The sequence below is a fragment of the Petrotoga sp. 9T1HF07.CasAA.8.2 genome (assembly GCF_002895585.1).
In the GTDB taxonomy this organism is placed as follows: Bacteria; Thermotogota; Thermotogae; order Petrotogales; family Petrotogaceae; genus Petrotoga; species Petrotoga mobilis.
This window is the reverse complement of record NZ_AZRI01000009.1, coordinates 1-20,326: the sequence shown is the minus strand read 5'-3', so window position 1 is coordinate 20,326 and position 20,326 is coordinate 1. Positions and strand designations below refer to the sequence as shown.

General features: G+C 34.8%; 19 protein-coding genes and 2 tRNA genes. 11 read left to right on the top strand and 10 right to left on the bottom strand.

Annotated elements, in window-relative coordinates; translation table 11 throughout:
• Positions 1 to 457: 457 nt before the first annotated feature.
• From X925_RS01435 to X925_RS01405, 7 genes are all read right to left on the bottom strand, one after another.
• A complete protein-coding gene (locus tag X925_RS01435) occupies positions 458 to 1,810 on the bottom strand; it encodes a GlmL-related ornithine degradation protein (protein ID WP_121958936.1) in 1,353 nt (450 codons plus the stop codon).
• On the bottom strand, positions 1,807 to 2,964 hold the full coding sequence (gene aspC / locus X925_RS01430) for an aspartate aminotransferase (protein ID WP_121958935.1): 1,158 nt from the start codon (positions 2,962 to 2,964) through the stop codon (positions 1,807 to 1,809). Before aspC ends, X925_RS01435 begins: the two co-directional genes overlap by 4 nt.
• A gap of 12 nt (positions 2,965 to 2,976) precedes the next feature.
• Entirely contained in the window at positions 2,977 to 4,317 is a 1,341-nt protein-coding gene (rlmD, locus tag X925_RS01425) for a 23S rRNA (uracil(1939)-C(5))-methyltransferase RlmD (RefSeq protein WP_121958934.1), read from the bottom strand.
• A gap of 134 nt (positions 4,318 to 4,451) precedes the next feature.
• The gene (gene murD, locus X925_RS01420; protein ID WP_158245382.1) at positions 4,452 to 5,747 is read right to left on the bottom strand and encodes a UDP-N-acetylmuramoyl-L-alanine--D-glutamate ligase; all 1,296 of its coding nucleotides are present in this window, start codon (positions 5,745 to 5,747) and stop codon (positions 4,452 to 4,454) included.
• Positions 5,744 to 6,688: a phospho-N-acetylmuramoyl-pentapeptide-transferase gene (mraY, locus tag X925_RS01415; protein ID WP_121958932.1), complete on the bottom strand. Its 945-nt coding sequence runs from the start codon at positions 6,686 to 6,688 to the stop codon at positions 5,744 to 5,746. Before mraY ends, murD begins: the two co-directional genes overlap by 4 nt.
• A complete protein-coding gene (murF, locus tag X925_RS01410) occupies positions 6,676 to 7,968 on the bottom strand; it encodes a UDP-N-acetylmuramoyl-tripeptide--D-alanyl-D-alanine ligase (protein ID WP_121958931.1) in 1,293 nt (430 codons plus the stop codon). Before murF ends, mraY begins: the two co-directional genes overlap by 13 nt.
• Positions 7,968 to 9,470 (bottom strand): UDP-N-acetylmuramoyl-L-alanyl-D-glutamate--2,6-diaminopimelate ligase, encoded by a 1,503-nt coding sequence (locus X925_RS01405; RefSeq protein WP_121958930.1) that lies wholly within the window; start codon positions 9,468 to 9,470, stop codon positions 7,968 to 7,970. The genes murF and X925_RS01405 overlap by 1 nt, the downstream gene beginning before the upstream one ends.
• Positions 9,471 to 9,581: 111 nt before the next feature.
• Between X925_RS01405 and X925_RS01400 the strand changes: the two genes are divergently transcribed.
• The 11 genes from X925_RS01400 to rpmB all read left to right on the top strand — a co-directional run bounded on the left by X925_RS01400 (position 9,582) and on the right by rpmB (position 19,832).
• Complete coding sequence (locus X925_RS01400) at positions 9,582 to 10,589, top strand: heat-inducible transcriptional repressor HrcA (RefSeq protein ID WP_012209609.1); 1,008 nt, start codon at positions 9,582 to 9,584, stop codon at positions 10,587 to 10,589.
• A gap of 173 nt (positions 10,590 to 10,762) precedes the next feature.
• Positions 10,763 to 11,467, top strand: a complete 705-nt coding sequence (locus X925_RS01395; protein ID WP_121958929.1) for a nucleotide exchange factor GrpE — start codon at positions 10,763 to 10,765, stop codon at positions 11,465 to 11,467.
• A complete protein-coding gene (gene dnaJ / locus X925_RS01390) occupies positions 11,467 to 12,603 on the top strand; it encodes a molecular chaperone DnaJ (RefSeq protein ID WP_121515548.1) in 1,137 nt (378 codons plus the stop codon). Before X925_RS01395 ends, dnaJ begins: the two co-directional genes overlap by 1 nt.
• Before the next feature lie 22 nt (positions 12,604 to 12,625).
• On the top strand, positions 12,626 to 13,522 hold the full coding sequence (locus X925_RS01385) for a YitT family protein (RefSeq protein WP_121958928.1): 897 nt from the start codon (positions 12,626 to 12,628) through the stop codon (positions 13,520 to 13,522).
• A gap of 17 nt (positions 13,523 to 13,539) precedes the next feature.
• The gene (locus X925_RS01380; RefSeq protein WP_012209613.1) at positions 13,540 to 14,886 is read left to right on the top strand and encodes a hemolysin family protein; all 1,347 of its coding nucleotides are present in this window, start codon (positions 13,540 to 13,542) and stop codon (positions 14,884 to 14,886) included.
• Entirely contained in the window at positions 14,879 to 15,277 is a 399-nt protein-coding gene (gene cdd / locus X925_RS01375; RefSeq protein ID WP_012209614.1) for a cytidine deaminase, read from the top strand. Before X925_RS01380 ends, cdd begins: the two co-directional genes overlap by 8 nt.
• 341 nt (positions 15,278 to 15,618) lie before the next feature.
• Complete coding sequence (locus X925_RS01370; RefSeq protein ID WP_012209615.1) at positions 15,619 to 16,149, top strand: NUDIX domain-containing protein; 531 nt, start codon at positions 15,619 to 15,621, stop codon at positions 16,147 to 16,149.
• A 30-nt stretch (positions 16,150 to 16,179) separates the two neighbouring features.
• Positions 16,180 to 17,646 (top strand): glutamate--tRNA ligase, encoded by a 1,467-nt coding sequence (gene gltX / locus X925_RS01365; protein ID WP_121958927.1) that lies wholly within the window; start codon positions 16,180 to 16,182, stop codon positions 17,644 to 17,646.
• A 14-nt stretch (positions 17,647 to 17,660) separates the two neighbouring features.
• On the top strand, positions 17,661 to 19,052 hold the full coding sequence (gene cysS, locus X925_RS01360) for a cysteine--tRNA ligase (protein ID WP_369973694.1): 1,392 nt from the start codon (positions 17,661 to 17,663) through the stop codon (positions 19,050 to 19,052).
• Between the two features lie 96 nt (positions 19,053 to 19,148).
• Complete coding sequence (locus tag X925_RS01355) at positions 19,149 to 19,550, top strand: chemotaxis protein CheX (RefSeq protein ID WP_158245242.1); 402 nt, start codon at positions 19,149 to 19,151, stop codon at positions 19,548 to 19,550.
• A 90-nt stretch (positions 19,551 to 19,640) separates the two neighbouring features.
• Positions 19,641 to 19,832 carry a 50S ribosomal protein L28 gene (gene rpmB, locus X925_RS01350; protein WP_012209619.1) on the top strand — a complete coding sequence of 64 codons (192 nt, stop codon included), beginning with the start codon at positions 19,641 to 19,643 and terminating at the stop codon, positions 19,830 to 19,832.
• A gap of 45 nt (positions 19,833 to 19,877) precedes the next feature.
• Here the strand turns inward: rpmB and X925_RS01345 are convergent.
• The 3 genes from X925_RS01345 to X925_RS01335 form a co-directional block, all read right to left on the bottom strand.
• Positions 19,878 to 19,954: transfer RNA gene (locus tag X925_RS01345), tRNA-Arg, on the bottom strand.
• A gap of 24 nt (positions 19,955 to 19,978) precedes the next feature.
• Positions 19,979 to 20,068, bottom strand: a tRNA-Ser gene (locus tag X925_RS01340).
• Positions 20,069 to 20,137: 69 nt separating this feature from the next.
• Positions 20,138 to 20,326, bottom strand: a 189-nt coding sequence (locus X925_RS01335; RefSeq protein WP_158245381.1) for a diguanylate cyclase domain-containing protein, incomplete at its 5' end; no start/stop codon positions are given.

Here is a 20,326-nt window from a genome sequence, read left to right as displayed (position 1 = left end):
CTTTATTAGCGCCCTACCCCCCACCCCGCCCGTTTAAGGAAGGACCTGCGGTCCTTTACAACCAACAGGGGAAGAGGGCTTCGCCCTATAACCCTTTTAAAATTGATATCTTATTTTTGAAAGATGAACTTTTTTGTAAACTAAGCTTAGTTTTTATTAGCGCCCTTCCACCCCGCTCCCCACCCATTTAAGGAAGGACCTGCGGTCCTTTATAACCAACTTGGGGAGAGGGCTCCGCCCTGTAACCTTTTTAAAAGTAATATTTTATTTTTGAAAGGTGAACTTTTTTGTAAGCTAAGCTTACTCTTTATTAATTAGCGCCCTTCCACCCCGCTCCCCACCCGTGAGGAAAAGTGTCTTTATTAGCGCCATTTCACCCCGCAGATCACCCATCTGAGGAAGGGATCTGCGGTTCCCTCGCCCTGCAGAAGGGAGGGCTTCGCCCTTAAACCCCATCCTATACCCATTCTATATCATTTTGTAGAATTTTCTTTGCTATTTCTTTGTCGAGGTTTGCGATAACACCTATGTTAGCGAATATGTAATTTTTGTCGTAGGCGAAGGTTACCTCTTTTGATGGAAGTAATAGGTCATCTGAATTTTTTAATTGCTTTAAGCTTTCGAATATTTCTTTTTTGTATTTTGACCTTGATAGTATTCCTCCGGTGCCAAAGATGATTTTTACGGCGGTTAAATCTTTTCCTTGAGCCGCCTTTTTTCTTCCGGTGGGAGTAAAGATGTAATCAATTCTTCCAGCATGTCTTTTTAGGGAAGTTACGAAACAAAACTTTGCCAAGTAAGTTGCAAATTTTTCTTGTTCGTTGTTTTGTGGATAAGGGGATAAATTTTTTAGTATCTCTTCGTAGTTTTCAAAGTCCTTTTTTATTTGTTCTTTGCCTATCATTTCAACAACGTTATGTGCGTTTACGTATATTCCCATGTCTCCATCGACTGTTCTTTTGGAACGGGGTTGTGGAGACACCAAAATCTTTTGAATTTCTGGTGAGCCATCGGTAACGGAGTCTATATCCGTGGTGGCTCCTCCAATGTCAACTGTTAGAACATCTCCATACAGTTCATTTAGTAATTCAGTGGTGTTCATAACAGCCGCAGGGGTAGGAATGACTTCTTCATCCACTACATCATAGATTTTTTCCATACCTGGGGCATGAATTATGTGTTTCGAGAAAACCTCTTGGATTATTTTTCTTGCCGGTTCAACGTTGAGGTGATCTATTTTAGGGTAGACGTTTTCTGTTATTATTATATTTTTGTTCTTTTCTTTGAAGATTTCTTCTATTTCTTCTTTTACAGCAGTGTTTCCTGCGTATATTATGGGGATGTCTAAAGGCAAGTTAGAGAGTAATTCAGCGTTGTAAAGAACGGTTTCTTCTTCTCCGTAATCGACTCCACCTGATAAGAGAATCAATTTTGGCTTAATCTTTAAAATTTGCTTCAAATGGGTTTCTCTAAGTTTGCCGGATGTGATATATTTTAAAATAGCCCCAGCTCCTAATGCCGCTTCTTTCGCTGCCCTGACTGTCATATCGTACACCAATCCATGGACCGTCATACTTAGCCCACCTGCAGCAGAAGAGGTTGCTAAAAATTTTTCCCAACTTATTTTATCTTTAACTTTTTCTTCCATATTTTTTAGTGCCTTTTCTATTCCAATGGTTACATCACCTTTGTCTATGGTTGTGTAACTTTCTGTTTGAGCTATTATTTTAACGCTCTTTTCCGTGAGTTGGTAAGCTGTGATCACGGTTGTTGTACTTCCTATCTCAGCTACTAATAAATCAATTTTCATACGTTTTCCGTCTCCAAATCCGTTAGGAACTTTTTAAGTATTTCGACCGCCTTTTGCAAATCATTCATAGAGGCTGCAAAAGAGAGTCTGATATGCCCGTCAGAAAAGAAAGCCGAACCTGGGACTACTGCCAAACCATATTCGAGTAATTTTTCACAGAATTCTTTATCGTTCAATCCATACTTCGATATGTCGATAAAATAATAGAAAGCACCTTTTGGTTTGTGAAAAGTTAAACCGAGTTTTTTGAATTCTTCGTACAAGTAGTCCCTTCTTTTTTTGAATTCTTTTACCATGTAAGAATTGTCTATTTCTAAAGCTTTGAGTGCAGCATATTGAGAGGGTGTGTTCACATTAGAAGTTGAATGAGATTGAATCTTAGCCATCTGAGTTATGATTTTTTCGTTGGCAATCGTATATCCCACTCTCCAACCTGTCATTGACCAAGTTTTTGAGAAACTGTTTATAAATATTGTTCTATCTCTTGATTCTTCAAAGTTTGCCATAGAGGTGTAGTTACCGTCATAAACAAGGGCATCATATACTTCATCACTTAAGATTATAAAGTCATGATTGATGGAGAGTTTTGAGATAAAGCTCAAAAACTCTTTATCGTAAACCACACCTGTTGGGTTGTTGGGAGAATTAATTATAATAGCTTTTGTTTTTTTGGTTATAGCGTTTTCTAGATGTTTTTTTTCTGGTGTGTAGTTATTTTCTTTCGTAGTTTTAACGTGAACGGGAATTCCACCAACCATTCTGATTTGTGCGTCGTAACTGACCCAAGATGGGTCAATTACTATTATTTCATCGCCTGGGTTTGTTATCAAAAAGAGTGAGTTAAATAAAGCTTGTTTTCCCCCATTAGTTACGATTACATTGTTCTCATTGTAATTAGTTGAGTATTTTTTATTTATATATTGAGCTATCTTTTGTCTGAGTTCTTTTATTCCTTTGTTGTCGGTGTATTTGGTTTTTCCTTCTTTCATGGCTTGGTAAGCAGCGTTTATTATAGGCTGAGGAGTATCAAAATCAGGTTCTCCAGCCGTCAGCCTGACTATTTCGTACCCTTTGTTTTGTAGTTCTAAAGCCTTTGAGTTTAACTCGATAGTTGCGGATGGTTGAATTGATTCTATTTTAGCAGAAAATTCCATAAAAGCCTCCTCTCAGTTTTTTTCTAAAATTCCAACGTTTTCGATGTGGTATGAGTGTGGAAACATGTCAAATGGTTGAACCGATTTTAGAGTGAATCCATTTTTTGTAAATATATTGAGATCTCTGGCAAAAGTTGAAGGATCACAGGATACATAGATAATCCCCTTTTTTGCCATAGAAGAAAGTAATTGGATCTCTTTCTTTTCCAAACCTTTTCTTGGGGGATCCAAGATGACATAGTCAAATCTTTTATCGGAATTTTTCATGAGATACGGTTTTGAACTTGCTAATATGAAATTAACGTTTTTAATAAAGTTTATATGAGAATTTGAGATCGCCGCTTTTACTGAAACTTTGGAGGTTTCAACGGATTCTATATGTTTAAAGAGCGGTGAAAAGTATATTGAAAATAGTCCAACACCAGAGTATAAGTCTAACATAGTGTCATCTTTTTGTGTGTTGTTTTTGAAATATTCTAATATGTGCCTTAATAGCTTTTGTGTAACATTGTAGTTGTTTTGAAAAAAAGCAGTTGGTGGAATTTGAAATTTAAAATCATCAAACTCCTCATTTAATACTCCTTCACCGAGAAGCGTTTTGTAAGGACCTCTTAGTACAACGCTATCGGAACTGTTCATCAAGTGTATCAGTGAATAGGGCTGGAAATTCTGTTGAAAAAACTGTTTTATCTCTTCTTCGTAAGGCAAATATTCGGTGTTGGTAACTATAATTACCATCGTTTGATTTTTGGAAAATGATCTTCGAATGACTAAGTGTTTCAAGATACCTTTTTTTGTCTTTTTGTCGTATATTTCGATATTCAATTTGTTAACTAGTTCTCTGAATTTATTTCTTATGTTATCGAATAAGTTTGGTGAGATTGGGCATGAGTAGATATCAAGAACATTATTTGAATTGGCGATATTTAAACCTAATTTTAATTTATTATTTTTCTGAAAGGCATATTCCATTCTGTTTCTGTAACCCCAAATCAAATCGCTTTCGATTATGTCATTAACAAGGGAGCTATCTAACTTTCCGATTCTTTCTAACTGTTCTTTTACTATCCCTGTTTTTGATTTTAGTTGGGATTTATAATCATAATCGAGCCATTGGCAACCCCCACACTCGGGGAAGTGCTTGCATTTGGAGGATATCCTTTGATGGGATGGTTGTAGAATTTCTTTTAGATCTGCGAATACTAAATTTTTATTCGTTCTTGTTGGAATAACTGAGACAAACTCTCCAGGGTAAACATTGTTTACCATGTAGATTTTGTCGGCATAACGTGCCATGCCGTATCCACCGTAGACTAATTTTTCGATGACGATTTTTACTTCTTCATTATTCATCTAACTGCCTCCAAGATTGGGGAATTATTGTCGTTATTAGCGCCCTTCCACCCCGCTCCCCACCCGTGAGGAAAAGGATCATCATTTGCGCCCCTTCGCCCCGCAGCCCGCCATTTTAAGGAGGGACCGACCATTTATGATTTTTTCACTAAAGAATTAAAGTGTTCTCCTCTTTCTTCATAATTTTTATATTTATCAAAACTTGCGCCCGCTGGTGAAAATACTACATTGTCTCCAACTTCACATATTTCACTTAGGTACAAGAATACTTCTTCTAAATTATTTTTGAAGATAAATTTAGAATTCAAGGGGTATTTTTTGACTTCTTTTTCCATTTCTCCAAAAACTAAAACGGCTTTGGCGTAGGTTTTAAGTTCTTCGATTAATGGTGTTAAGTCTTCATTTTTTGGGATTCCACTTAGGATTGCTATATAACGCATTCCTCTGAAACTTTTATAAGCGTTGTATGCGGAGTGAACGTTAGTTGCTTTTGAATCGTTGTAATAATTGACTCCGTTTTTGCTTTTTATCAGTTCCAACCTATACTTTAGTGGTTTAAATGAGTTTATTGCTTCTTCGATAACTTTTTTAGAGATCCCAAGATTTAACGTCGTCACTGCTGATGCCAAGATGTCTTCTTTGAAGATGTCAAGTTCAAACATTTTGTTGTTGACTTGTATCTTTTTATCTTTGTATTTAATGTAATTGCCTTCAATCAAGTTTTTAGAAAACGTTATAATCCTTTCACTTGTTTGATAATCTTTTAGGTTTAAAAGATTTACAGCATCTTCGTTGATAACCGTTACTCCTCCTGATTTGAGGGTTCTTAACAATAAGTTTGCTTTGGTTTTGTAATAATCATTCAAGTCTTTATGCCAGTTTAGATGATCGGGTGCTAAGTTCGTTAATACAGATATTTCAGGAGTAAACGTTTTTGACCAGAATATTTGAAAAGAACTAACTTCAACTACGTAATAGTTTAAAGTTTCTGCTGCTTGAGCTAAGGGAACTCCAATGTTACCCCCTAAAAAGGTTAAAGGATCTGCGAATTTTAATATATGGCCTATTAAAGAGGTGGTGGTTGATTTCCCATCGGTTCCTGTTATTCCAATAAAAACAGCTTTTTGGTTTACTTTTTTTATACTTTCCCATGAATACTCTAATTCTGTAGTGTAATCGATATTGTTTTCAAATATTATTTTAGCAGCCTTACTGTTTGGGGGGATACCTGGGCTTACGATAGCCAAATCACAGTTTTTTAAAAGGTCGTTGTGGTCGGTTTCATATTGAACGTTGTTTTTCTTAAAGTATATTTCATCGCTTTTTTTAAAATCTCTGTCTTGGCTGACAAAGATTTGATGGTTCGTTTCTAAAAGCTTCGTTAGTAAATCTGTGTTACTCTTACCGTATCCTACAAGGCATATCTTCACAGAACTCCTCCTAGTGCGACTATTCCAGTTAAAAAGTTTATAGTCCAGAACGTTAGAACGATTCTTTCTTCACTCCATTTTTTAAGTTCAAAATGATGATGAATTGGAGCCATTAAAAAGACTCTTTTTTTTCGTATTTTGAAACTTCCCACTTGTATTATAACGCTAAACATCTCCGAAATAAATATAAAACAGGTTAAAATGGTGAAAAGTTCCACGGAATAATATAACGCTATAGAACCTAATATCCCCCCTAAAGCTAAAGATCCGGTGTCTCCCATAAATATTTTTGCTGGTTTTATATTGTAAAAGAGGTACGCTATTACTGGCAAAATCAATATGGAGATGTGATTAAAATTCATACCTGTAATCAGTGCGGTGAATAGTGCTGATATCGCATAAGTTCCTGCTGACAGCCCGTCTATTCCGTCAGTTAAGTTTGTTGCGTTGGACATACCTGTTAGGTATATTATTCCCCACAGTGGATAGAAAAATTTTAGGTCTAAGCTTTTAGTTGTGAAAGGTATTTTCAATATCGAATGGGGATTGAGTATTGATATGAGATATACTATGAGTATAGAGAATAAGAATTGCATTAACAATTTTTGAATGGCTGTTAATCCAGTTGAATCTTTCTTTTTTATACTCAGATAGTCATCTAAAAATCCTATGAATCCAAAAAGTAAAGTAGCTACTCCAATTATCAGAAACAAATCTTCTTTTTGGATGAAGTAAGTGAGTATACTTAGAAAAAAAATAGCGAAAACGAATAAAATTCCCCCCATTGTAGGGGTTCCTTGCTTGTAATTATGAAGATCCGGCCCTTCTTTTCTGATATACTGTCCAAATTGTCTTTTTTTTAACCATTTTATGAATATTGGGTAGAGAAAAAGTAAAACAATAAAAGTTATTAACGTGATACAAAATATCAGTCTTTCCAAATTAAGTCACTTTCCTTGAGATATTTGTTTATTCCTGTAGCGTTAGATCCTTTTATATAGATCACTCCTTTGGTGGTGTTTGATATTATTTGATCAATTTTTTTTAGCTCTTTAAAGAAGGTAACTTTGTCGTTTGATAGATAAGTGAATTTTTCTTGTGGATCATAGAAATAAATTTGGTCAAAGACATTTAAGGCTTCTTTTATAACTTTAATATGGTATTCTTCGGTGTATTTTCCGAGTTCTTTTATTTCTCCCATTATGATAATTTTAGGGGAAAGATTCAACTTACTTATGCTGTTAAAAGCACTTTTGAAAGATTCGTACGATGCGTTGTATGAGTCGTTCACTATTAGAAGATTTCCACGTTTTATGGTTTGAAAACGGTCTTGAGGGATGTTGATTTGTGATAAATAATACGGGTCGATTGGTAAATCGATGAATCTCAAAAACAACAACCCTGAAAGTAAGTCTAATATCTGACCTTCGCTCCAATAATTGTTCAGCGTTACCATGAAATCTTCTTTAAAAATTTTGGCGTAAACAGTTGTTGTGTGGTTCTCATTGTACTCGAAGCTTTGTAAAACAGCATCGTTTTCATCTTTGATTCCAAAGGTAAGTAGGTTCAGATGTTTCGGTGCCAGTTCTTTTAATATGGAGTAGTCTCCATTGATTATCAAAACCCCTTTATCCATGTTACTTGTTATTTTCATCTTTTCTTTAGCTACCGTTTCTAAAGAATCTAAAAATTCCAGATGTGAAGCCCCTACGTTTGTGATGATAGCAACGTCTAATTTAAAGTATTTTGATAAAAATTCAAGATCTCCTTTTTTTCTAAGACCCTCTTCTAGTATGACGGTTTCTTCGTTGTTATAGTTGTTTAAAATCGATAAGGGTATTCCTATCTCCGTATTCAAGTTCATCTCGTTTCTAAAGGTTTTGAAATAAGTTAACAACAAATAGTACAAGCATTCTTTCGTGGTGGTTTTGCCGGTGGACCCTGTTATACCGATCTTTAATTTAGCGTTTTCATTGATTAGTGTTGAAGCAGAGATAAGCATTTCTTCTAGGACACTGTTGACTTTGATTATTTTTTCTGTTGGAAAACCAGCAACATCTTTTTCAACAACTACGTAAGACGCCCCGTTTTTCAACGCGTCGTTTATAAAAAGATGCCCATCCGTTTTTTCGCCCTTTAAACATAAAAACACATCACCTTTATTGACTTTTCGAGAATCAATTTGGAAATTATGGCTTTTATATTTTAACCGTTCCAACACTACCTTCCCGAACTCCTTTTTATTTTGTTGATTAGTTTTTTTGTTACTTCATAGTCGTTAAACTCAACCTTTTTTCCGTGGGCGAAGAGTTGGTATTTTTCATGACCTCTTCCCGCTATGATTACCATGTCCCCTTTGTTGGCAAATCGTAAGGCTGTGTCGATGGCGGTTTCTCTATCAGGTATCACAATAAAATGTTTATTTTTATCTATACCTTTTGATACATCTTCTATTATTTGGTTGGGGTCTTCATCTTTTGGATCATCGTTGGTGAGAACTATAACGTCTGAATTCTCACTTACTACCTGTCCCATCAACATTCGTTTTCCTTGGTCTGCGTTTCCACCGGCTCCAAATACAGTGATTATCCTTCCTTCAGTTATTGAAGAAGCGGTTTTTAATACCTCGTTAAGTGCATCAGGAGTGTGTGCAAAATCGATAACCGCAACAAATCCCAACGATTGACTGTTGGGAACGATTTGGAACCTTCCAGAGACACCTTTAAATGTAGAAATGGGGTAGATGATTTTTTCAGGATCCAGCCCAAATAGGGTTGCTATTACAAAGGCATTTGTTATATTGTAAACGTTGAACTTTCCAATCAAGTGGGATCGTATTTCATAACTTTTGTGTTCCTTTGTCTTGATCGTGAATTTCATTTGTTGAAGCGTTTGTTCGTAATTTTCTATCACAAAGTCTGCGTTTTTTTTAAATCCATAGGTGATAACTTCTTTTCCACCTTTCACGAAGTCGTCTTTGTTCAATCTGTCGAGATTTATTACTATTTTTCCTTCATCTTTTAAATAGTTCATCAGGGATAACTTGATGCTTTTGTATTCTTCAAAATCTTTATGATAGTCCAAATGATCCCTTGTGATGTTTGTGAAAGATATGATATCGAATTTAACGCCTTCAATTCTTCTTTGATGGATCGCATGAGACGATACTTCCATGTTAATAAATTCAATATTATTTTCTTTGCTGTTTTTTAATATTTTGGACAACTCTAAAATACTAGGAGTGGTGTTGTATGGTTCCTTAACTACCTCGTCTTTTATTTTAATTTCTACGGTACTTATTAGCGTCGAGTCCTTATCTGATTTTTGTAAGATGTGATGAACTAAAGATACCGTTGTAGATTTGCCATTGGTGCCGGTTACTCCAAGTATTTTAAAATCATCTGGAGAGATATCGAATAATTTGTGAGATAAATCGGCAGCAGCCTTTTTAATATCTTCTACGATTATGTATTGCAGAGAATCATTTGTTGGAATTTTTTCTTCGTCTTGAGCAATTATTAATGAAGCACCTTTATCAAATGCTGAAAGAATAAAATCATGACCATCGAAGCGGGAACCTTTGAAAGCGATGAAAATATCGTCTTTTTCAACGTTTTCACTGTTGTCTTTGATATCTGCTATATTCAATATCTCATTTTTGATTACTTTCTTTTTTATATTACCGTTTAAAAATTGTAGTAGTTTGTTTGAAGGGATTCTCATTAATACAGCCTCCTAAATGTTAGTTGTTACAATGTGGTAAATTAATATATTTGACAATGTATATAAGACCTGGTATCATATTATTAGCACTTAATATGCGGGAGTGATAAAATGGCTAAGGTGCTACACGATAGACAAAAAGAAATTCTAAAAACCATTGTTGAATTATACCTAAAAAACGATAAACCAGTTAGCTCAGACGAAGTTTTGGAAAACTCAAATATAAAAGCCAGTAGCGCCACTATCAGAAACGATATGCAAAAACTTCAAAAATTAGGATACATTTATCAACAACACTCAAGCGGTGGAAGAATTCCTACAGATTCCGCTTTGAAGATCTATTTTCAAATGATAAAAGACGCCTACAACCAAGAGGATACACATATTGATATTCCAAAAAAGTACAAATTTTATGATTTAAATCTTATGTTTCAAAGCTTGAGTGAACTAATATCCAATACTTTGGAAGGTTTGGTGATTTTTGAATATCCTAATCCAAAGTATGTATATATAACAAGGGTGACTGTTACTCCCTTAATGGAGACAAATAACGTCATTACTATTTTAACAAATTTAGGCTTAGCTGTATCCAGGACGGTTGAAATATATGGTTTGCCACCTTCAAAGGAATTGGAAAATATTTTGAATAACGGTCTTGTTGGCAAGTCTTTTCATTCACTTTTCATGTTTCTTTCAGCTCCAAAATTTGAAACAGAAGATCTAAGGGTGACTAATTTTATTGAGATTTTAGGGCATCTAACATCTGAGTTCAACAGAAAAAAATATATTATAAGTGGTTTGGAAAAAATCATCTCTCAATCTATCCCAGACTTGGAAGCTATAGAAGCGTTGGCTTCTATGGTTGAAAATGATACAATCAAAGAAGGAATATTTAAACTTTTAGATTTCACTGATGATATAGAAATATTGTTTGGCGAAGATTTAAACTCTAAAGCTCTAAAAAAAATGGTATTTTTCTACACTACTTACAAATTAAATGCCGATCCCCTTGGTAGGGTGCTGTTTATAACTCAAAAATACTGTAATTATGAAAAAAATTACTATTTTTTGAGAGAGTATATTTCGAGACTCTCAGAGATTATATCAAAAAATTTATGAAATTAGTATATAATTTTGTTTATAGACTTAGTTTGTTGTAGTATACAAACGATGTTTTTAAATGATTTTGACTTTGAATTCGGGGTTTTTAAGGGGCTTGCCCCTTAACGGTTGGTGAAAGGGCGCAAACTTAAAAATAGTAATGATCAGTTTTTAGGAGGTGTTTTTTTGAAATGGAAGAAAGAAAAAAAACTGAAGAAATAACAGAACAAGAGGAACAACAAGAAATAAAAGAAAAAGGATTAAGTCAGGAAGATATCGAATCGTTGAAAGAGAAATTAGAAGAATTAGAAAAAGAAAATAATGAGTTAAAACACGAGTTGAAAAATCTAGAAAAAGAAAGAGATGAATTTAAAGAGTATTCTATATATCTTAAAACTAAATTTGAAGATTACAAAAATTTAGTGGAGAAAGAAAAAAAGCAGATAAAATTGAACACAACAAAAATGATAATAGAAAAATTACTCGTCCCATTTGAAAAGTTGAATCTTTCTTTGAATTACAAAGATGAACCTGAATTTGTTTCTGCTGTTGAGATGGTTTACAAAGATATGTTGAAAGTCTTTGACTCCTTGAAAATGAATTTTATAGTTCCACAAAAAGGGGATCAATTTGATCCATTCGAACATGATGTTGTTGACAAGTTTGAAACAAAAGAAGTGAGTGAATACTGTATATACGATGTCCAATCCATCGGGTACAAATTGGAAGGTGAAGTAATAAAACCAGCAAGGGTTATAGTGGCTGTTAAACCGAAGGAGAACACCCCCAACGGGGTCAAGGAAAAAGTTGAAGACAAGAAAAACCCTTGTGACGAAAATGTTGATTCTGACGAACAAACTGCGGAAGGGATCGACTCAAAAGAAGGTGACAAATAATTATGGCGGAAAGAAAAGATTATTACAAAATCTTGGGAGTAGATAGAAACGCATCACAGGAAGAAATAAAAAAAGCCTATAGACAAAAAGTCAAAGAATGGCATCCTGATAGACACATTGAAAATAAAGAAGAAGCAGAGCGCAAATTTAAAGAAATTCAGGAGGCTTACGAAGTTTTAAGTGATCCACAAAAAAGGAAAGTGTACGATAGATTCGGCTTCGTACCAGAAGAAGGAACCGCCTATACAGGGCAAAGTAATCCAGGCGGTGGCATGGGTGATATTTTTGGAGATATATTCGGAGAAGGTTTTGGTGGAGGCACCGTTTCGGACTTTTTTGATATGATTTTTGGTACTGAAGGAAGCGGTAGTAGATCTTCCTCTAGGCGAAGAAACGTAGTCAAAGAACGTGGAGAGGATATTAATGTAGTAATCAGTTTAAAATTGGAAGAGATTATTTATGATGTTAAGAAAATTGTCGAATACAACAGGTACGAAGTATGTCAGCACTGTCATGGTACCGGGGCAGAAAACGGCACCAGTTTTGAAACTTGTCCAAGGTGTAACGGAAGAGGAGTTATTAGAGAGGAACAAAGAAGTTTTTTTGGAAGTTTTGTAAGGACTTATACATGTCCAACGTGTAACGGAGAAGGCAGAATAGTCAACCGTAGATGCCCTTACTGCGGTGGTAGCGGAAAAGTTTTGAAAAAAGAACGAATGGAAATTACGATACCTGCAGGAGTTCCAGATAACTATACCATGAGAATAAGAGATAAAGGAAATGCAGGTAAGAACGGAGGTCCAAATGGTGATTTAATTGTTCAAGTAAGAGTTCTTCCGCATGAAAGGTTTATCAGAAAAGGAGCAGATTTAGAAACAGAGATCACAATAAATTATTTGAAAGCAGTTTTGGGAGGAACCGTAAAAATTCCCACGTTAGAAGGAGATATAGAAGAAGAGTTGCCAGAAGGAACCAACCCTGGGACAATTTTACGGTTTAAAAATATGGGACTTCCAGAATTTGGTGGAGGTAAAAGAGGAGATTTATATGTCAAAATAAACGTAAAAATCAACAAACCATCGAGAAAAGAGCGGAAGATCCTTAGTCAACTTTTGGAAGAAACAAACGTTGAATAATTCATCTTGGGGGGTATGAAGATTGAAATTTAATATCTCTGATCAAAAAATAGTTATCAAAGATTATATAATTATTACGGTCGGTACTTTGATAACGGCTATAGGGCTAGTTCTTTTCATGATCCCTTACAATATTATTGCTGGTGGGGTTAGCGGATTGGCTATAATATTAAACAATTTTTTTGGTTGGTGGGTAGGGGTACAAATGTTCGCTTATAATTTGATTTTGTTCTTTTTAGGGTTTTGGTTACTAGGAATAGGTTTTGGAATAAAGAGCATTTATTCGGCTGCTTTGCTTTCCTTTTCCACTGATTTTTTTCAACATGGTTTAGGCTGGGATCAACTCATTCCTTCATTGATGAGAGAAACAGGAAACGCTGGTCTAGAAATGAGCTTATTGGCTGCATTTTACGGAGCCCTGATAGCTGGATTTGGCATGGGTTTAGTTATATGGAAAGGTGCAACTACCGGTGGAACAGATATAATTGCAATGATTTTCAACAAGTATTTCTCTTTAAGTGTGGGTACGGGTCTTATGATTGCTGATACTGTTATAACCGCATCTTCCATATTAATCAGTCCTTTATTACCAATGTATGGAATAATAGCAATTTTTGTAACTGCCAGGACTATAGATGGGGTGATAGAAGGATTTGAATCGACAAGGACGATTTTGGTTATCAGCGATCATTATGATAAAATTAAAGAAGATATATATAACAAATTAGATAGAGGAGTCACCTTTTTAAAAGGAGTTGGTAGTTACACTAATCAAGAAAAAAATATTGTAATGGTAACCATTTCCAGGTCAGAGATAGGTTTACTTAAGAACATTGTAAAAGAAAGAGATAGCAGTGCTTTCATGGTTATTTTGCCAAATAGTGAAGCTATAGGATATGGTTTCAAAAAAATATCTTAACAAGGAGATGATGGAAAGTGGATGACCCCGGTGGTTTGTGGGGCTCATTAATATTACTGGTTGTTCTTTTATCTTTGTCTGCTTTTTTTTCAGGATCTGAAACTGCTTTGACTACAATAGGGAGATACAGGATAAGGGAACTGATCGATGAAGAAAAAAATGAGAAAAAAAGGAAAAAATACCAACATTTTGTTGAGAATCCGAATCATTATTTAACAACCATACTTATAATGAACAACCTTGTAAATATCTTAGCTACATCTACGGCGACAGCTTTTGCAGTTAGTTTAATGCCCTCTTCTCATAGTGGTGCCATTGGTTTAGTAACAGCTATAATGACCCTATTGATATTGATTTTTGGAGAAATAACACCCAAGGTATATGCAAGAGAAAATAGAGAGAAATACTTTAATTTTGCCTTTTTTACAATCTATTTTTTAAATCAACTATTAACACCTGTAGTGTGGTTGCTTGTAAACATTACAAACGTTTTTATTAAGCTGTTTGGTGGCGAGACCATTACCAATGCTCCACCATTAATCACAGAGGACGAAATAATTTCTTACTTGGACATAGGGCATGAAGAAGGGGTAATTGAGAAAAGTGAAAAGTACCTGATGCAAAGAAGTCTAGAGATGAAGGATACATCTGTCAAAGAAATTATGACTCCAAGAGTTGATATATTAGCGATTGAAGATACAAAAACCATGGAAGAGTTGATAAAGATAATAAATGAAGAGGGGTACTCGAGGATTCCTGTTTTCAAGGAAACGTTGGACAATGTAATTGGCATAGTTTACGCAAAAGATATTTTCAAAAAACTCGATGAGGTAAAAGATTTTACCAAACTGCAAAAATTAAGAGTTGTAGAAATTATGCATAAACCATTCTTTGTACCCATAACGATGAAAATAAGAGATGTTTTTAGGCTGTTTTTGAATAATCATACACATATGGCTATAGTTGTTGATGAATATGGAGGAACCGCTGGATTAGTTACTTTAGAAGATATAATAGAAGAAATGACCGGAGAAATTTTTGATGAGTACGATGACTACAGCGATGAAACTAATATAATAAGAGTAGCAGAAAATGTTATACTAGTTGATGGCACAACACCAATTAATGACGTTGAAAGAGAGTTGGACATAGAATTTCCAGAAACTGAGTTTGAAACCATTGGTGGATTTTTACTTGAAAGGTTCAAAAGATTTCCTAAACCTGGAGAAATATATTATATTGAAAATATTGAATTCGAAATTGTTTCCGTAACTATCAATAAGATAGATAAAGTTAAAATAACTGTACATCCAAAAATGCAAACAGAAAACCAAGAAGGGACTGGTAAAGAGAAAGATGAATGATAAAACTATTGTTGAAAAATTGTATGAAGAAGCTATGAAAGCAAGAGAAAATGCATATGCCCCTTATTCTAATTTTAAGGTTGGAGCATGTTTGTTATCAGATGATGGAGAAATATTTTCAGGTTGTAACGTAGAAAATGCTTCTTATGGGTTATCTATATGTGCCGAAAGGAACGCAATATTTTCTGCTGTTGCCAAGGGCAAACGTGAATTCAAAGCCATGTTAGTCGTTGCAGAAGGAGAGGCACCTGTAAAACCATGTGGGGCATGTAGGCAAGTAATGGCTGAGTTCGGAGATTTCGACGTTTATCTAGCAAATACGAAGGGGAAAATAGAAAAAACAAGGGTAAGTGAGTTACTACCAAATGCCTTTAGCCCCAAAGATCTGTGAAAGATCTAAACATCCGTTTCATAAAGTAGGCTAGTAGGAGTTGAGACTAAGTCTTCTATTTTTCCTTATGCTTGGGAAGCGGGCGCATCTTTCAAAAATAAGATTTTGATTTTAAAATGGGTTCCAGGGCGGAGCCCTGCTTGCTGCAGTATGCAAACCATTTTTTTAAATAATTTTGACCTTGAATTTGGGGTTTTTAAGGGGGAACCCCCTTAATGTTAAAGGGGTTAGGGACCGCAGGTCCCTCCTTAGAAGGGTGGGGAGCGGGGTGAAAGGGCGCTATTATAAAGTTTTTGTGTTTCTAAAAACACCAAAATCAAAATATAGGAGTTTAACTAAAAATGGATTTAATAGAAAAAGAATTATCAAAAGAAGTGATCTTTAGAGGGAAAATCTTAGATCTAGAAAAATACCACGTTGAATTGCCCAATAAAAACACTTCAACCAGAGAAGTTGTCAACCATCCGGGGGCAGTAGCGATATTGCCGGTAGATGATGAAGGGAACATCTATCTTGTTAAACAATACAGATTCCCAATAAGAAAAGTATTAATAGAAATACCTGCAGGAAAGTTTGATTCCCCCAATGAGGACCCTTTGGAATGCGGTAAAAGGGAATTAGCAGAAGAAATAGGGAAGCAAGCAAATAAATGGATTGAATTAGGATACATATACACAACCCCGGGTTTTTCAAACGAAAAAATATATTTATATTTAGCAAAAGAATTAACTGAAGTAGGAGTCAATCCTGACGATGACGAGTTTGTTGAAATCTTAAAAGTAACCACAGATGAAATGAAAGAGATGATAAAAAAAGGCGAAATTACCGATTCGAAAAGTATTTGTGCTTTCTACAAATATTTGCTACTTTAATAAAATCAAAAAATTTTGGAGGACTAAACAATGATCTTAAACACTGTAAGAACAAGGTTTGCACCAAGTCCAACAGGATATCTCCACGTTGGTGGAGCTAGAACGGCACTTTTTAATTATCTCTTTTCCAAAAAAAATGAAGGAAAATTTATCTTAAGAATCGAAGATACAGACATAGAACGTTCAACAAAAGAATCCGAAGATCAACTTATAAACACTCTAAAATGGTTGAATTTGAATTGGGATGAAGGACCTATAATTGGCGGAGATTATGAACCTTATCGCCAAAGTGAAAGGTTAGAAATCTATCAGCGAAGAGCAAAGGAACTAATAGAAAAAGGTAAAGCATACGAGGCATATATCTCACCAGAAGAAATAGAAGAAGTAAAAAACCAGTTAATAAGCGAAGGTAAACCGCCACATTATACCTATGATTTGATTTCAAAGTACAACACAAAGGAAAGAATTGAAGAGTACAATTACAAAGGGTTAAAACCCGTTATTTTTTTGAAGATGCCTCAGAAAGATTATGAACTCGATGATAAAATAAAGGGTAAAGTTATCTTTAAGAAAGGTTCTATTGGTGATTTTATAATTTTAAGAAGTAATGGTATACCTACATATAATTTTGCTGTCGTTGTAGACGATATCGAAATGAAAATCACCCATGTTATCAGGGGGGACGATCATTTACCAAATACTTTGCGACAAATGGCGATTTATGAGGCTTTTGAGGTGGAACCCCCAATATTTGCACATGTTTCAATGATCTTGGGACCAGATGGCAAAAAATTATCCAAAAGACATGGAGCTACCTCTGTCGAAGAGTTTATGGTTCAAGGATATTTGCCTGAAGCTGTTGACAATTATCTGGCACTGCTTGGTTGGTCTCATCCTGAGGGTAAGGAAATATTGCCTCTCTCTGAAATAATTGATAATTTTACTTTGGATAGAGTCAATTCAAGCCCTGCAATATTCGATGAGAAAAAATTAAAATGGATGAATGGGCAGTATCTAAGAAATAAGCCTTTGGAAGAAATCTATCAACTTGCAGAACCTTTTGTGACTGGATCAAAACTTCTAAGCAAAGAACAATATGAAGTAAACAAAAAATGGGTTATTAAAGCTTTAGAAACTATTCTTTCTTCTGTTGAAATATTGAGCGAAATACCTGAAAAAATGGAAGTTTTTTTAAAAGATGTTTATCCAGATACAAACGATCCTGAATTTAAAGAATACTTTGATAAAAGAGGAGTAAAAGAAGCTATCAACTTGATTTATAAGTATTTCAATGAAGATGACAGATGGGATACACAAACTATAACAGAGAATTTAAAGAATGCTATGAACGAAGCCAATCCTCAAAAGAAACCATTTTACATGTCTTTAAGAAAAATTTTAACGGATTCATTTCATGGACCCGATTTGATAAATACGATATTTTTATTAGGTAGGAATACTGTTTTGGAAAGACTTCAAAGGGTGATCGAGATTTGAAAAGATTTCCTACAATTAAAATATACGATACTTTAAGTGGACAAGTAGTTGATTTAGTACCGGTGAAAGAAGGCGAAATAAAGATTTATCTTTGTGGACCAACAGTCTACAACTTGTTACACATTGGCAATGCAAGACCTATTATAATATTCGATGCCTTTAGACGTTTTTTGGAATATATTGGTTACAAAGTTACATTAGTACAGAACTTCACTGATATAGACGATAAGATCATCGAACAAGCAAAAAAAGAGAACTTACCTTTCGAAGAGGTAGGGAAAAGATATATAATTGAATACTGGAGAGATATGACGGCTCTTAAAGCTAGGGCTTTTAATTTCCACCCAAAAACTACCAACTATGTTGATGAAATTATTTCTTACATAAAGGAACTTGAAGAAAAAGGCTATGCTTATAAGGCTGAAAATGGAGATGTTTACTTTGAAGTGGGAAAATTTTCAAGATATGGAGAGTTATCCCACAGAAAGATTGAAGATATGAAAGTAGGGGTTAGGGTAGAAGTCTCCGAATACAAAAAAAATCCTTTGGACTTTGCCCTATGGAAGGCTTCAAAAGAAGGGGAACCATTTTGGGAAAGTCCATGGGGAAAAGGTCGCCCAGGGTGGCACATAGAATGTTCTGTTATGTCGTCTGAAATATTAGGCGAAACCTTCGATATTCATGCGGGAGGTAACGATCTCATCTTTCCTCATCACGAGAACGAAAGAGCCCAAGCTATAGCAAAAAGTGGTAAGGATTTTGCAAAATACTGGATGCACAACGGAATGATTCGTATGGCACAAGATAAGATGTCAAAATCTTTGGGGAACGTCTGGTATTTAAGAGACCTTTTGAAAAAGTTTGATTCGGATGTCTTAAAAATTTTTATACTCAGCAAGCACTATCGTATACCTATAGATGTAAGTGAAGAATTGCTTCGTAACCAAGAGGTATCAGTTAATAGAGTTAAAGAATCTTTGAATGAGGCTGAAACTTTCTTTAACGGGAAAGTCCCTTATCCTCAGAAAATGAATTATTTTAAAGAGCAAGAGGAGTATCTCATTAGTAGCCTTTCGAATGATTTTGATACACCATCAGTTGTGGCAAGAATTTTCGAATTATCAAGAGATTTAAACAAAGCGTTAAATTCACGTGATGAAGAAACAATAAAAAATAATTATTATATAATAAGAAATATTTACGGGAGTGTCCTGGGGGTTTTTGAAACTAACGAACAAATACAGAAGAACAATGTAGAATTAAATCAACTAATGGAAATCATTCTAAACGTAAGATCTGCTCTTAGAGAAGAAAAGTTATACAATCTTTCAGACTATATACGGGATAACTTAAGCAAAATTGGCATAGAAATAAAAGATACCCCTGAAGGAACAAAATGGTCTTAGAACTGGAGGTGTTCTCAAATAGACGTTAATATAATAAACTCAGTACTCGCCTCCCTCAAAAACACCTTTAAAATAATCACAAAGATGGATATACAATTGCAAAAGCCATATGTCGTTAAAGAAATTGAAAAACACTATGATGTGGTTACTAATATTGGTTTTACCGGTGAACTTGAAGGGAACATTCTTTATTCTTTTACTGAGAATGTAGCAAAGGATATAGTTAATAACATGATGGATGGTATTATGAAAATAGACGAGATTGATGATATGGCGATTAGTGCAATAGGAGAACTTGGCAACATGGTTTCTGGATCCATAGGTACTAATCTTGAAAAATATGGTTACAATATAATTGTAACTCCTCCTTCCGTATTTACTGGTAAGATTGTAAAAGTCAATTCTAAAGGTGTTATAATAGAATTCCCAGTTTACGTTTCTGGTGACAACGAGATGGATTTGTACTTTATTTACAGAGAAATATACAAGAATTCTTAGTAAGGAAAATTGTTTTTGCCTTCATAAAATAGTTATAAAATTTCAAAATTTCTAAAAACAGAAAAAAGTATAGGCTAAGGAGGAATATAGATGGCAAGAAAATGTGAAATTTGCGGAAAAAGTCCTGCAACAGGAAACACCGTTGCTAAATCAAAAGTAACAACAAGAAGGGTATGGAAGCCCAATCTTCAAAAGATAAGAGTAGTAACAGACGAAGGTACAGTAAGAAGAATGTATGTTTGTACGAAATGTTTAAAATCAGGAAAAGTTCAAAAAGCTTAAGTAAAAAATCGGTCTAAAAGAAGACCGATTTTATTTTGCATAATTTGGCGTGCCTGGCCGGATTTGAACCGGCAACCTCCGGATCCGCAGTCCAACGCTCTATCCAATTGAGCTACAGGCACTTTATAACAATAATTGATAAAAAATGGCGGAGAGGGAGGGATTCGAACCCTCGGTAGAGTCACCTCTACACTTGCTTAGCAGGCAAGCGCCTTCGGCCACTCGGCCACCTCTCCGTGATTTTTGTTTCTTATTCAACCCTGAAATATTATAGCATTGATATTCTCACCTGTCAAGGAAACATTTCATTTCTTAGCTTTTTTCATCTCATACATCTTATTATCAGCTTCTTTTATTAATGATTCAAGGTTTATATCCTTTTGAAAATCTTTATATTCCGAAACACCGTAACTTAAATTAATCCTCACATTACCATCCACTTTTACCTCTTTGAGTTGCCTTAAAATTCTTTGAAAAATTTTGTGAACATCGAT